Source organism: Sphingobium sp. DC-2 (assembly GCF_000722555.1).
GTDB classification, from domain to species: domain Bacteria; phylum Pseudomonadota; class Alphaproteobacteria; order Sphingomonadales; family Sphingomonadaceae; genus Sphingobium; species Sphingobium quisquiliarum.
Map to the genome: position 1 here is coordinate 241,507 of NZ_JNAC01000075.1, position 14,069 is coordinate 255,575.

11 protein-coding genes are annotated in these 14,069 nt (G+C 65.7%); 10 read left to right on the forward strand and 1 reads right to left on the reverse strand.

Annotation, left to right across the window (positions count from 1 at the left end; translation table 11 throughout):
* The first annotated feature begins 20 nt into the window (after positions 1–20).
* The 10 genes from ET21_RS0117115 to ET21_RS0117160 all read left to right on the forward strand — a co-directional run bounded on the left by ET21_RS0117115 (position 21) and on the right by ET21_RS0117160 (position 13,161).
* A complete protein-coding gene (locus tag ET21_RS0117115; protein ID WP_048576743.1) occupies positions 21–629 on the forward strand; it encodes a conjugal transfer protein TraW in 609 nt (202 codons plus the stop codon).
* Entirely contained in the window at positions 626–1,642 is a 1,017-nt protein-coding gene (locus tag ET21_RS0117120) for a TraU family protein (protein ID WP_013846830.1), read from the forward strand. The genes ET21_RS0117115 and ET21_RS0117120 overlap by 4 nt, the downstream gene beginning before the upstream one ends.
* A gap of 319 nt (positions 1,643–1,961) precedes the next feature.
* On the forward strand, positions 1,962–3,905 hold the full coding sequence (locus ET21_RS0117125) for a hypothetical protein (RefSeq protein ID WP_013846831.1): 1,944 nt from the start codon (positions 1,962–1,964) through the stop codon (positions 3,903–3,905).
* A complete protein-coding gene (traN, locus tag ET21_RS0117130; protein WP_013846832.1) occupies positions 3,902–5,020 on the forward strand; it encodes a conjugal transfer protein TraN in 1,119 nt (372 codons plus the stop codon). Before ET21_RS0117125 ends, traN begins: the two co-directional genes overlap by 4 nt.
* Positions 4,992–5,873 (forward strand): type-F conjugative transfer system pilin assembly protein TrbC, encoded by an 882-nt coding sequence (locus tag ET21_RS0117135; protein WP_013846833.1) that lies wholly within the window; start codon positions 4,992–4,994, stop codon positions 5,871–5,873. Before traN ends, ET21_RS0117135 begins: the two co-directional genes overlap by 29 nt.
* On the forward strand, positions 5,845–6,456 hold the full coding sequence (locus ET21_RS0117140) for a S26 family signal peptidase (protein ID WP_013846834.1): 612 nt from the start codon (positions 5,845–5,847) through the stop codon (positions 6,454–6,456). Before ET21_RS0117135 ends, ET21_RS0117140 begins: the two co-directional genes overlap by 29 nt.
* A gap of 17 nt (positions 6,457–6,473) precedes the next feature.
* Complete coding sequence (locus ET21_RS0117145; RefSeq protein WP_232037452.1) at positions 6,474–7,325, forward strand: conjugal transfer protein TraF; 852 nt, start codon at positions 6,474–6,476, stop codon at positions 7,323–7,325.
* Entirely contained in the window at positions 7,322–7,906 is a 585-nt protein-coding gene (locus ET21_RS0117150) for a hypothetical protein (protein WP_013846836.1), read from the forward strand. The genes ET21_RS0117145 and ET21_RS0117150 overlap by 4 nt, the downstream gene beginning before the upstream one ends.
* A gap of 45 nt (positions 7,907–7,951) precedes the next feature.
* Positions 7,952–9,376, forward strand: a complete 1,425-nt coding sequence (locus ET21_RS0117155; RefSeq protein ID WP_013846837.1) for a conjugal transfer protein TraH — start codon at positions 7,952–7,954, stop codon at positions 9,374–9,376.
* A 14-nt stretch (positions 9,377–9,390) separates the two neighbouring features.
* The gene (locus ET21_RS0117160) at positions 9,391–13,161 is read left to right on the forward strand and encodes a conjugal transfer protein TraG N-terminal domain-containing protein (RefSeq protein WP_013846838.1); all 3,771 of its coding nucleotides are present in this window, start codon (positions 9,391–9,393) and stop codon (positions 13,159–13,161) included.
* On the opposite strand, the gene ET21_RS0117165 is transcribed toward ET21_RS0117160, so the two are convergent.
* Positions 13,158–13,607: a hypothetical protein gene (locus ET21_RS0117165; protein ID WP_013846839.1), complete on the reverse strand. Its 450-nt coding sequence runs from the start codon at positions 13,605–13,607 to the stop codon at positions 13,158–13,160. The genes ET21_RS0117160 and ET21_RS0117165 overlap by 4 nt on opposite strands.
* Between the last annotated feature and the right edge of the window lie 462 nt (positions 13,608–14,069).

Here is a 14,069-nt window from a genome sequence, read left to right on the forward strand (position 1 = left end):
TCGCCATCCAGTCCACGCTCATCGCCGGGTGTCTGGCCGGCGCGCTGATCGTCGCGGGGGTGGCCCACGCCGAGACATCGACCATCGGGCGCACCTGGCTGATCGCCGAGCCCGACGCGATGGCCGAGATCGAGGCGCGCGCCGCAAAGCAGCCGCCCAATATGGCGGAAAAGTTCGGACCGCGTTCGGGCTGGAGCGCATTGAAAGGCGCGACGCTCGGTGTCGCGCGCCAGACCCAGGTTCGCAGCGTTGTGCCGTTCTACACGCTCGATCAGGAAATCCGGCTGCCGGACGGCAAGCTGCTCTATCCGGCGGGCTTCACCTTCAACCCGCTGACCTATGTGTCGCTGCCGCAGAAGCTGGTGGTCGTGCATCCCCGCGATCTGGGCTGGGCGCTGAAGACCGCCGCGCTCACCGACTGGATCATCCTCACCGGCGGTGGGGACGCAAAGGACGATGCGCTCTCGCTTGGCGAGAAGCACGGCCGCGCCCTCTTCATTCTCGAGGAGCGCGTGAAGGAGCGGTTGGGCCTCACCGTCGCGCCCGTGATCGTCCGGCAGGTCGGCCAGAAGCTGGAGCTGACAGAGGTGCGCGCCGATCGCACTCCCGTACGAAAGGCCATCCCATGAGTCGGCTCATCTCGATGCTGCGCACCGGCGCGGCGGCCCTCGCTCTGGCGCTCGTCGCGCCCGCCACGCCTGCGCATGCCTCCAAATGCGAGGCGGGCACGGTGTTCAATCCGATCACCAAGGTGCGCTGGAACTGCATCTTCCCGATCACGATCGGGGGCGTGCGGGTGGGCTCCTACGATAAGCTCGACAAGGAACTGGACGCCCAGTCGGCCTCCAAACCGCTCTGCGCCTGCCGCAAGGGTGCGACCTTCTGGTTCGGGGTCAAGGTTTCGTTCTGGAGCCCGAACCGCATGATCGATGTCGTGACCGAGCCGGGCTGCATGATGGCGCTCGGCGTCGATCTCATGCCGACCGGCGGCAAGCTCCAGGGCAGCCAGTCGTCGATCTCCGACGGCACCAACACCCGCAAGATGTTCGCGCAGGCGCACTACTACATCAGCCCGGTCTGGAAGATGCTCGACATGTTCACCGACCTGCCGTGCATCGAAGATGACGGGTTCGACGTCGCGATGATCACCGAGGTTCTGCCGACCTGGCAGTCGGGGACGCTCGGCGCGATCATCCAGCCCGAAGGCATATTGTTCGGCAATCCGGCGGCGGGTCTTGCCTGCATGGCCGACAGCGCCGCGGCGGCCGCTGGCAAGGTCATTGACCCTCTATTCTGGTGCATGGGGTCCTGGGGCGCGACCTATCCGGTCGCCGGCGATATTCATTTTGGCGATAGCGTCGAGGCCTGGGCCGGGCTCGCCGCGCGCTCGACCTTCATGATGGGCAGGCTGGGCGCTCTCACGATCCATTCGGCGGACGGCTGCTCGTTCAAGGCGCAGCCGATCTGGACCAAGTCCCGCTACAAGCTCCAGATCATGGAGCCGGTCAAGGGCGGTAAGTGCGTCAATATCGGGCGGCCCGGCGCGCTCTGGACATCGGGCAAGCACGCGCCGGGCAAGGACAATGCCCAATTCATGTTGTTCGAGAAGGCGATCTGCTGCGCGGGGATTTCCACGCCATGAGCAGATCGCTTCCCCCAAACCGTGCGTCTCGCGCGGGTAGCTGCCCCGCTCGTCACGGAACGCTCCCCACCGTGAGCGGGCGCGCGGAAGGAGCGGCGGTGTGCCTTTCAACCGCCGCTCCCCCCTCGGTCAGCGCGGCCGAAAGCCCCCCGCCGGGGCCGGCAATGCCCCCTCCCGCCGTATCTCCGGTGGCGGCCGCGCTGACCATTTTTGAGGGACAGGCCGTCTTCAGGATACTCTCGCCCGGATCCAGCGCGTTCCGGGCGGGAGACATGCTGCGCTTCGCCCATGGCTCGCGAACCACCCGCGCGAGGACGCCATGGTGAAGCGCGGCATCCTCCTCCTCGCGGCCAGCGCTCTGGCGCCGGCGCCGCTCTCGGCCCAGACGGTCGAGGACCGCGCCCGCGCCGCCGCCGAAGCATCCCGCGCGAAGACCTCGGACAGCGATGCGATCCAGCAGAATTATCTGACGCCGGGGCTTGCCGGACAACCGATCTCGACAGTCGACAACAGCCGGACGTTCAACCCCAATATAGCGTGCCAGAAGACGGCGACGCTGCTCGAACTGATCGCGCAGCCGGCGGCGACCGGCGATATCGGCACGCTGCGGATATCGCGCGACAAGGATCTCGACGGCACGGTCGACCAGACATTGACCCTGCCGGTGCCGGTATCGGGCATTTGCGCCAATGGCGTCGTCTCCTGTCAGCCGGGCACCTGGAACCAGTGCAAGAGCTTCAAATGGGATGTTGCGTCAGGCGGCGATCTCAAGCTCGCGCAAGTCGACCTGACCGATCTCGCCGGTTGCTACTGCATCAACAACAGCTGCGGCAGCAACCTCGTCTGGGGCAATATGGCCTCGGTGCTGAAGGACCTAGGCGGCGGCGTCATCGGCGCGCTCACCACGGCCGATCCGCGCGTCGGCGTCGCGCAGGCGGTGATCGACGGCCCGGCCATCCGTTACACTGGCGCCCAAAGCACGGCCTGCTCGCCCAACCCCGCGCTCCCGCAGACGGCCTATCGCGCCAGTCCCGCCACGATCCAGGGCGATGCCGCGAGCGTCGCCGCATCGAACAGCATCTTCCAGGCGCTCAAGGGCTCGCCCGCCGGCGTCGGCAAGGCCGAGCAGATCCGGTCCTGCACGATCACGCGGGAGGTGTCGTTGAACGCCGTCAAGGCGGACGATGTGATCGCGCATCTCGGCGGCGCCTATGCGATCTATGCGCCCGCACCCGATCAGCTCACATTGCAGATGGGCTCGCCGCGCGACGACAGCCTGCGAGGCGGGAGCTGCCGCATCTTCGAGTTTTCCATGCGGCTGCGGATCGATGATCCCGATCGCCTCGCGCAGTTCCGGCTCTCGCACTATTTCTTCGACGACTGGCTCCAGCTTCGCATCGACGGCGAGCTCGTGCTGTCCAATCCGGCGAACTGGACCGGGACCGGCCTGCCGCCCGGCAAGTGCGAGCGGAAACGGACCTGGCATGCCTATCCCAATCTCGACCTCAAGCCGTGGCTGACCCGCGGCGAGCATGTCATTTCCATGCGCATCGCGGTCGGCGGTGAAGGAGAGGCCTTCGCGCAGTTCGATGCAATGCTCGATCTCAGTTGCAACCCGACCGAGCGGATCGTCGACCTGTGCGCGGGCTATGCCGGCGACGTCAATTGCGCGCTTCATGACGAAAGCGTCGATGGCGTCGAGACGTTCCGCAACGGCGTCGGCACCGGCCTTACGCCCCTCCCCCAGGCACGCCTGTTCGAGAGCGGCGCCTGCTCGCTCCGTCTCGCGCGGCCATGGTTCGAGCGTCAGCGCCGTTATCGTTGTACCGTCGATACCGGATCGATGCCGGAACCTGATCTGAGCCGCGGCGCCTATATCATCGACCATTCGACCGAGACCATGCTGGCCGACCGGACGAGGACCTCGGACGGGGGTTATGCCACCGCGTCACGGCCCTTCGCGCTGCCCGATCGCGGTTCGGTTCCGGCCTGCGAGCCGGTCTGCAAGACCCGCGCGCCCGCGCGCAATACGGCGGCTACCCTCGACGGAGTGGTCGGCACGAAACAGAATGCGCCTGTCGGGTGGGACACCTTCTACCATGCCTGCACGGCGGCAGGCGGCGGCGATGTCTGCCCTGTGGGTCCGGGCGAGGAAATCGTCTCGGCCTGCGGCTGCCTCGACGATTTTCCCGAAGCCGTCGTCATGATGCAGACCGTCCGCCTCGGTGGGGCCGACATGGTCTGCACGGGGGAAGTGCGATGATCGGGCGCCTCCTTCCCTGGCGGAAGCGCGCACAGCTGCTTGCGCTCGGCCTGTCCGGCTTGCTGCTCGCGGGGCATGTCACGCCAGCGCAAGCGCAAACGCTCCCGGTCTGCGCGGTCGATCTCGATGGCAACGGCGATGCCGGTGATCCTGGCGAGGTCGCGAACTGCACAATCATGGCGGATGAAGAATGGCTCTGCCCGATCCAGCAAGTGATGTGCGTGGCCGATGCCGAGGGCGCGTATAGCTGCCCGCTCGGCAGCCAGCACTCATGCCTGACGCCGGTCGGCGGCGGCACGCCGATGTGCTCGCCCAATGCCTGCACCGGCAGCGACGGCACCGGAATTGAGGACGATCCCATCGTCGACGATCCCGGCGCGCCTGCCGATGGCGAAGTCGACGCCGAAGGGCATTGCCTTGGCAATATCGAGATATTCGCGGGACGCGCGGTGCGCTGCCGCCCGGCGGGCCTCAAGACCACCTTTTCGAACTGCTGCAAGGACAAGGGCAAGATCGTCAAGGACGGGATGGGCTCATCCATCTCGTCGATCGGCACGAAGATCGCGGTGGCGAAAGGCGTCTTCACCGGCATGAAGGCCGCCTATGGTGCGTTTAAGGCGGGCGCGACCGCTGGCCAGGCCGCAAGCTCCGGCGCGAACGCGATCATCGCCGGGATCGATCCGACCTCGATCGCCATCAGTCTCGCCATCAACTTCATGATGGATTTCCTCCTGTCCGGCTGTGACAGCCAAGACATGGAAGTGGGCATGCTCCGGGGCTCGGGCATGTGCCACGAAGTCGGGACCTATTGCAGTTCGAAGATCCTCGGCATCTGCGTGCAGAAATCCAAGGGCCACTGCTGCTTCAACACCAAGCTTGGCCGCATCATCCAGGAACAGGGTCGCCCGCAGCTCAAGAGCTTCAACGGCTTGGGCTGGGGCACGCCGAAGAACCCCTACTGCCGCGGATTCACCCCCGAGGAATTCCAGGCGCTGGATTTCTCCAAAATGGACCTTTCCGAATATTATTCCGAGATCGAGGCCCGCGCCCAGGCCGACATCCAGATCGACATGAAGGACAAGATCGATGCGTATATGCGTGCGGTCACGCCATAGGCTGCGCGGTCTCTCCGCGCTCACCCTCCTCCTCGCCGCCTCCGCGCCCTCCCACGCGCAGGATGCCGCGCCACCGGTGAACGCCAGGGAACGCGCGCAGGCGCAAGGCGACGCGGCGATGGACCGGCTCGAACGCGCCACCGCCGCGCGAAAGGCCGAAGCGGAAACACGAGGTCCGACCGCGCTGCCCGCGCCATCGGAAGAGACCCGCCGCCGCGCCTTCGAGGGACTGCGCAAACGCGCCCCGTCGCCAGCGATGGACGCGCGGGCGCGCACCGCGCTCGACAAAGGGAGGCAAGCGATGGCCGCCGAGCGCGACGCCATGGCCAGACGGCTCGGCCAGGCGCTCGGTCTCGATGCGCCCGACATGGAGGCGGTCGCGGGCGCCACCGTACCGCCCGAGGCCAAAGGCTGGGTGCCGGTCCTGTTCGTCTCGTCCTCGATGCCGCTGACGACATTGCGCACCTATGCCGGGCAGCTCGAACGGGTCGGCGGCGTGCTGGCGTTCCGGGGAATGCCCGGCGGGCTGACGAAGGTCGCGCCGATGGCGAAGCTCTCGGCGGAAATCCTGCGCCATGATCCCGGCTGCGAAGGCCCGGCCTGCGCGATGCGCGACGTGCAGTTGATCGTCGATCCGCTCATTTTCCGCCAGCACGGCGTCACCCGCGTCCCCGCGCTCGCCATGGTGCCCGGCGATCCGGCGCTCCCCTATTGCGAGCGCGAGGATGATGCCCCGCGTGCCGCCCATGTCATCTACGGCGACGCGGCGCTTTCCGGACTTCTCGAAGAATATGCCCGCCTCGGCGGCAAGCAGGAGGTCAGCGATGCTCAGACTCGCCTTCAGGGCCGCTAGATCCGGCTGGGCCGAACTGAAGCTGCTGCCGCTGAAAGCCGCGGTCGCGCTCGGCAGTTCCGGCCTCGGCCAGCCACCCCGCCCCAAACAGCTCTGGAAGGCGTTCGGCATAGTCCTGCCGGTCGGCCTCCTGACCTGGTGGGCGATTCCCCAGGCAACCATCGTGATGAGTCCCTCGATCGACGCCTGGCTCGTCCGCAAGGCGCCGGGGCCGATCCACCGCGGCGATTTCGTATCGTTCACCCTGTCGCATCCGCTCGCCGGCCCCAGGCCGGTCGATGTCACCAAGATGGCTCTGTGCCTGCCGGGTGACCGCATCGACTGGATCGAGAAGCCGTCGTCTGCATCTGGCCCCATGCATCCCGGCGAATGGGATGGCTGGTACTATTGCAACGGCAAGCTGCTCGGCATCAGCAAGCCCTATGGGCACAATGGGCAGAAGCTCGACCATTGGCGGCCGTTCTATCCGACGATCCCCGCGGGCATGATCTATGTCGGCTCGTCACACGCCAGCGGGTTCGACAGCCGCTACTACGGCCCGGTCGAGATCGAGCGGCTGAAGCGCATGGAGAAGCTGCTGTGATCCGCGCCGCCCTCCTCATCGCGGCGGTGCTCCTGCCGATCCTGCCTGTCCATGCGCAGACCGTCGATCAACGCACCGGCTACTGGTGGTATCAGGCGCCGCCCAAACCCGCCGACGATGAACCCGATCCCGACGCGCTCGTCAAACCCCGCATTCCACCGATGGTCGAGCTGGCGACATGGACGCCGCCCAAGATCAGGAAGCTTATCGAGGAGCAACGGGATTACGCGGCGACCGTGCTGACGGTCGATGCGGTGGCGGATTTCTGGCGCCTGCAGGACTTCGCCCGGCGCAAGGCCCGCGCCTTCGCCGGCGTCACCCAGATCGCCATGCTGCAAAATCCCGAACTCAACGCCAAATCGGCGAACCCTATGGTCGGCGAGGCGCGCGATCAGCTTTCCGCGCAGAAGGATCAGGTCCGCCGCCAGTATCTGCGCAGCCGGTCCAATGAATTCGCGCTGGTCATGTTCTCGCGTTCGACCTGCGGCTATTGCCGTGTCCAGTGGCCGATCGTCCAGCGCTTCCAGGACGAGATGGGCTGGCAGGTCACGCTGCAGGACATCGATCGCAAGCCCGAACTCGCGCAGCGCTTCGGGGTCGAGGTCACGCCCACGACGATGGTGATCCGGCGAGGCAGCCAGCAGCGCATGGTGATCGCGAGCGGAGTCGAGGCCTATCCCAACCTCATCCAGATGGCCTACCAGGCAGTCCGGTTGCTAGCGGGCGATATCCGGCCCGAACAGTTCCTGACCGGTGCGGGCGAGGAAGACGGGTTCTTCGACGCGCTCGCCAACGGCCCGGTGTCGGCCACCGATCCGCGCGTGCTGGGGGGCGATCTGGTGGACGTTCGGATGGAGCCCCGGCCATGATCCGCTTCGCCCCCATCCTGCTTGTGGCGCTGGTCATGGCGAGTGCACCTGTTCAAGCGCAGGCGCCGACGCACGAACAGGCGATGCGCGCGGCGATCCACCCTGTCGCCACCGACCCGGAGATGCGCCAGTGGCTCGCCCGCGTTCCGGTGACGCGCGACTGGCCGCCCGACTTCGCCGAAACCATGAAAGGCCAGGCCCCCGCGTTCATCGTCGAGATGAGCACGGCGCCCGGTTGCATCCCCTGCGCCGATCTCTGGGCGCGGCTTGGAACCCTGGGGCAACGCTATGGCTGGAAGGTCCGCACGATCGGCAGCCAGGAAGCGATGCTGCGCTCCGGGCGTCTCGGCCTGCCCTGGGTCGGGCACCCTGTCGCCTGGGTCCGGCCCGTCTCCGACTCCAATCGCGTCATTCCCGTCGCGATCGGCACCGATCATGCGCCCAACCTCGCGCGCAATCTCTACCTCGCCGCCAAGATGCTGACCGGGGTGAAGCCCGCTGTCGGCGTGCGCGGCATGGCCAAGTTCACCGGAATCGTGGCCGCACCCACGCGTCCCTCCTCCAACAGGGCAAGGAACTGACATGGGGAGCCAGCCCCTTGCCCGCGTAAACGAAAGCTGCCCGCCATGGCAAACCCGCGCCGCCGCCTGACCCTGCTCGCCCTTCCCCTGCTGGCTTGTCTGTCCTTCGCCTCGCCCGCGTCCGCGCAAAGCTGGGCCGAAAGCTGGTTCGACAATGTGACCTACACCAGCCCCGGCTCCTTCGAGGACCAGACCCGCGGCTATATCACCGCGGGCGGCATGTCGGGCCGGATCGATGTCCATAACGACTATCTCATGTCGGTCACGCTGCCCAAGGTCCGCGCGGGCTGCGGGGGAATCGACATGTTTTTGGGCGGCATGTCGTTCCTCGATCCCGACTATCTCGTCCAGAAGCTCGAAAGCATCCTTCAGGCTGCCCCGGCTGTCGCTTTCCAGTATCTGTTGGAAACCCTCGATGAAAAAATGGGTAACATCATCTCGAAGATGGAGGCGGCGACCAATTTCCTGAACTCGATCCAGGTCAACGATTGCCGGCTCGCCAACCGCATGGTCCAGATCGCCCGGGGCGACGACAATATGTCGGGCATCATCGAGGAGATGACCGGCTACAAGAGCGTCCGCGAGGGCTTCTCCAAGAGCTATCAGCAGAGCCGCGAGAAGATCCAGGCGAACCAGGGCAATCCGACCGAGGATTTGCGCGATGCGCTGGAAAACTGCCCGGCGGAAGTCACGGAAATCTTCAAGACGGGCTCGCTGCTAGCCCATGCCGCCGCGCGTGTCGGCGCGTCCGACTGGGCCGGCGTCATGCGCGCCCGCGTTGGCGACGTCTATATGCGCTGGGACCCGGCGGACAAGGTTCCGCTGTTCACGGCCATCCCCGCCTGCGCACGGCAGGACACCGAGAGTGTCGACGATTTCCTGACCGGCAAGGTTCAGACCCGCGCGATCGCGGTGCCGCCGACCGCCGCCGACTGCTCGACCGACGGCAGCGGTAAGGGCGCGCTGGTGCTCGCACGCGGCCGGATGGAGTCGATCGCGGTCAAGATCCGCACGCGCGCCACTCTGACGACGGAGGAACGCCAGTTCGTCGCCAATGTGCGGACCCTGCCGGTCTATCGCCTGCTCGAATGGGGCGTGCGCCAGGGGCTGGTCGAGAGCGTGATCGGCGATACCGACGAGCTGGTTGCGCTGACGCTCGCCTATCAGATGCTCAACGACCTCACGCGCAGCATAGATTTTGCCGTGTCGAATGCCGAACGCGGCGTGACCGCCGCCGGTGCGGCCGATGCAGGCAGCGCCAGGATCTGCCAGACCCGCATCCTCGCCAAGGGCATCGAGCAATTGAGCGGGCTGCGCGACGAGGTGCTGCGCCAGCGCGCGCAGATGCGCCAGTCCTACATGGCTGCGCTGAACCAGGCGAACCTCTCGGCCAACTATGCCGGGGTCGTGCGCCAGCGCGACCGTGATGCGCGCGACGCCGCCGGCGCCGCCGCCAACCGCAACCGCTGACGGAGGGCCGCGTCATGCACCGCTTAGTTCGCGCGATCTCGGTCCTGATCGCTCTCTTCTCGGCCAGTCCCGCGCTGGCGATCGATGCGAGTTTCCACACCTATGACGGCTTTGCGGAGACGGTGGACGCCTTCCGCCTCGTCTCGATGATCTTCGGGGATTCGCGTTACGAGACATTGGTGCTGATCGTCGCGGTGGTGGGCATCGCGCTCGGCGTGCTGCTCGCGAGCATCCGCGGGCAAGGCATGGGGCTGGTCGCCTTCGGGTTCCAGATGCTGATCGGGGTCGGGCTGTTCGTCGGCCTGGTCGCGACGACGGGCACGGTCCACGTCTACGACCGCGTCCGCAACGCCTATCAGCCGGTCGGCGATGTGCCGAACCTGATCGTGCTGGTCGCGGGCATGACCAACATGATGGAACGCGCGCTGGCCGAAGTGATCGACGACAACACCACCGATCCCCATGCGAAGCTGGAGTTCGGCGCGGGCGGGCACAGCTTCGATCTGTTCCTCAATGCCGCATCCCCGCGCGGGCCGATGACGGACACCTTCCTCGACGCAACGATCAAGGACTATGTCCGCCAATGCTATCCGGTCGCGCGCGTCTCGCCCGCCTATGGCGTCGACGACGATCAGCTGTTCCGCACGGCGACCGATCTTCCTGCCGCCTTTGCCGCGATGGCGGGGCCGGCGACCTTCAGCACGGTGTTCACGTCCACCGACAAGGGCGGCACGACGGTGAGCTGCAACGAGGCGTGGGAACATATCTCGACACGCCTCTCCGAACCTGCGCTGTTCGACAATTATGTCGCGCAGGTCTGCACCCGCACCGGCTACGACATCGGCAACGCGACACAGCTTCAGCGCTGCCGGTCCAACATCGGCGAACTCGGCCAGATGATGATGGATACGCCGCTCTCGCTCCAGCAGTTCCTGACCAATGTGATGCTCGGCAGCACGGTGGGCGACGTATTGTTCGAGGATAGTCCGGCGACGGCGGCGCGCGTCATGGCCAATCGCGCCGTCGTCTCGTCTGGCCTCGCCACCATGTCGACCGCGAACGAGTGGATGCCGACGATCCGGGCGACCGTGTTCGGGATCATGCTGTTCATGATGCCCGTCGCGCTGCTTTTCATCCTGACCCCGATCAACCTGCGCGTCGCCAGCTTCGCCCTCGGCCTGTTCGTCTTCGTGGCGCTCTGGGGCGTGATCGACGCCGGCATCTATCAGCTGACGCTGGGCCGCGCGACCGATGTGCTGGCCGAGATGCGCGCCAACCATGTCGCGGCGAATGCCTGGATGCTGGCGCCGTCGTCCGCGATGAAGGCGCTTGCGATCTTCGGGAGTTTCCGCACCGCGTCCGCGGGCCTCGCCGGGGCCTTCGTGTTCACGGTTTTCCGGTTCTCCGGCAATGTGTTCACCTCGTTCACATCCGGCGCGCTCGGTGTGCAGGGTCAGGGCACGGCGGCGGCCGCGCCGCTTGCCACCAGCGAAGGCTATGCCGGCGCGCTCGAGGCGCAGGCGGGGGCCGCGGGCACGATGGCGCGCCGGGGCGCGGCCTCGAACTTCGGGGACTTCGGCGAACGCTCGACCTTCGGCGCCAACCGGGCGTTCGGTGCGGCGAGCAGCGTGCTCGGCGAACATGGCGGCGGCGCCAGCGGAACGGCCGCATTCGGCATGGGCAAGCTCGATGCGGCGCGCGAACTGGGCGGGCTCTCCCCTGCCCTCACCGGCCGCAGCCTCACCGATCCCGCGACCGTGCGCGCCGTGCGCGACAATGCCGCGACCAGCGCGATCCACAATTTCGCGGAGAAGGATGCGCTCCGCAGCCTTGGCACCGGCTATTTTGGAGAGGGACAGTCCGGGGAGCGTTCGTTCGCGGCCTTCACGCAGAAGATGGTCCAGTGGAAGGCGTTCGGGGATACGCGCGCCTATGACATGATGCTGTCCGGCGCGCAGCGGCATTTCGAGAGGAGCGGCTACGACCAGCAGGATGCCGCGCTCAAAGCCTCGACGGTGATCGCGCAGGCGTCGGCCGATCCGACCTTCGCCAAGCTGATCGCTAATACCTTCGACCAGGAGCAGATGCTGAGGAACGATCTGACCGGCGCGCAGATCCAGGTCGGCGCGATGGAAGGCAGGCGCGATTTTGCTGGCGACAATGTAAGGCGGATCGAGCGCGGCAATGTCGCGACCGAGCAGGCGCATAGGACCGGCAGCAATGAGGGCCAGCGCAACGCTTCCTCCATGCTCGGCCTCTCCGTTCAGGAAACCTCCCGACGCGTCGCCTTTATCAACGCGCTATCCGGAGAGGCTCGCTCCACCGCCATTTCCCAACTGTCGCGCGCAACGGGCAGAAATGAAGCGCAGGTCATGCGGGCGCTCGAAACCTACAATGCCGCCGTGCAGGTCGGCACCGCCGACGGTGCGACCGCCGAGGCCGCGCGCGAGGGCACCAGCGTCTATGGGCGCACCCGCGAGGCAGCGGGCTTCGATTTTGCCGAACGGTCGGGCAAGCTCGACGCGCAGCGTGAGGTCGGTCACGACGGGACACGGTCCGCCGCCCGGATCGGTGAGCAGCGGCGGCAGGCCGACAACGCCGGGTTCGCGGAAGGCGCGGCCGCGGCGGGCATGTCGGTGCGACAGGCCGCACATCTCGACAGCTTCATCCGCACGCTCAGCCAGGGTGCCGGCAATCAGGTCGATATGGCCGAAGGCGGCGCGGCAGGCATCGCTGATCGCGCCCGCAACGAACGGTTGACGCGGATCATCGACAATGAGCGCTTGACCCGCATGCAGAAGTTGCTGGCCGATCATGGGGTGGACATGTCGAAGCGCGAGATCGCCATGGCGCAGAATGGCGATCTGAGCCTCAATCTTACCCCGGAGACGGCGGCGCAGATGTGGCGTGGCGGGCTCATCAACGAAAGCCAGCTCGGCGCGGTCGCCAATGGCGGGCGGGCAAGGTTCTCGTTCGCCGACAACGATCTTCTCGTCTCCAGCTCGGTCGGGTTCCAGCAATCGGCACGCAACGACACCTCCACGCGGTTCGAGGCGGGCAAGCAGGCAGGCCCTGACACCATTGAACACTTCCTCAGCAGCGGCGAACAGGGCCAGGCGATGATGCAGAACTGGCTGCGCGGCGGGTTCGAGATGGATCGGCATGGCAACTGGCGGCTTAACCCGCAGGTGGCCGATACGCTTACGCGCGACGTCCAGGCGATCATCGCGCAGACCGGATGGCAGCGCGGGCTCTCACGATCCGCGCAGGACCAGACCACGATGGGGACCACTATCGGCGCTCATGTTGGCGGCACTATCAGTGCCAATGAGTCGGAAGCGACGGGCGGTCGCGGACAACCTAGCGGCAAAGGGCAACAATCGAACCAAAGCCCGATCACCCAAAAGGGACGCTCCACATCGGGGCGTGTCGGTGGGAGTCTTGGGTTTGAGAGCCGTGACGTTGGCACCACGAGCGAGACGGCGCAGTCAGCGATTGATATCGTGAACTACGACGTCCGCAATGCAATAGCAGCGGCTGAACGGGCGGCTGCCCGCTCCGGCAGCCCGGAAGCGGCCTTCTCGCGCGAACTATCGGAACGCATTCTTGGCCCGAACGGGATGCGCAATCGCTACCTGCAGGATGCGGATTCCGGGCGAGCTACGTTCGATATCACCGGTCCGCTCACCTCAATCGAACAGAATTCCGTCCTGAAAAGTGGTCGGTTCTCGACCGATCTCGATAACAGCCCCGGCGACGGGGACAGTAGCTTCAAGAAGCGTTAAAGTCGTTTGTGAGGCCAGTGAGAGCTCAAAGGATTTCCGATCCACAATGCACCAGACCTCGGATCGAGAATATCGGAGCTGGCATGGAGATCCTCCATTGCCCGATCATGCTCCTCCCATACATCGGCGATTCTAGCTACCGTTTCATCGGACAGCGAAGTTCCGTCACCCTGCTTTGGAAACTGCGCGAGCCAATGCTGTGCATAGCCGATTCCGAGCACCATAAGCGCCATCATCGGGAAGAACAGGACGTTGAGAAAACCGGCCGCCGCGCTGTCGTAGAACGCCTCAAGCGGCGCGATCCTGGTCGATGCAGCCATGCCGATCCACCAGACCGGAATTGCCGACCACCACAGCTTCGCGTACCACGGACGCCAAAGCCAATCGGCCGGTTTCAGCCGAGGCGATGCCGGTTCGGGCGCTTGAATATGGGCGGCGTTGTTCATCGCTATATCCTCACTGGAGGACTATAGCAGAATTCTGTCGGTGTTCCATCATTTGTGAATCGGCTCGATCTGGAAACCGATTGGGAACAACGCTTCTAATCTATCGGCATTGACCCATCTTTGCGAACAGGGATCGATGTGGCGGCGTCAATTCCAGAGAGAGGGTATTGGCGCCGCCGCAATAACCGTCACCAATGTCAATGCATGACGGTCGTTCTTGCCAGTTCCGGTAAATGTCGCGGTTGGGACAGCTTTTGCGGTGTCCAACACGGACTGCGTCTCAGCCGCTTCTGCTGGGCATATGACTTACAAGGTCGGCACGAGACCGTGCATTTTCCATATCTCGAGCATCTCCATCCCCGGGCAACCCCCTTCTCGGCACCTCCGCTGATGCGAGCGGCGGCGCGACCTGTAAGAGCCTGATCCGAAACTAAGGTGAGTAGTATCAGGGGGTTGGCTTGA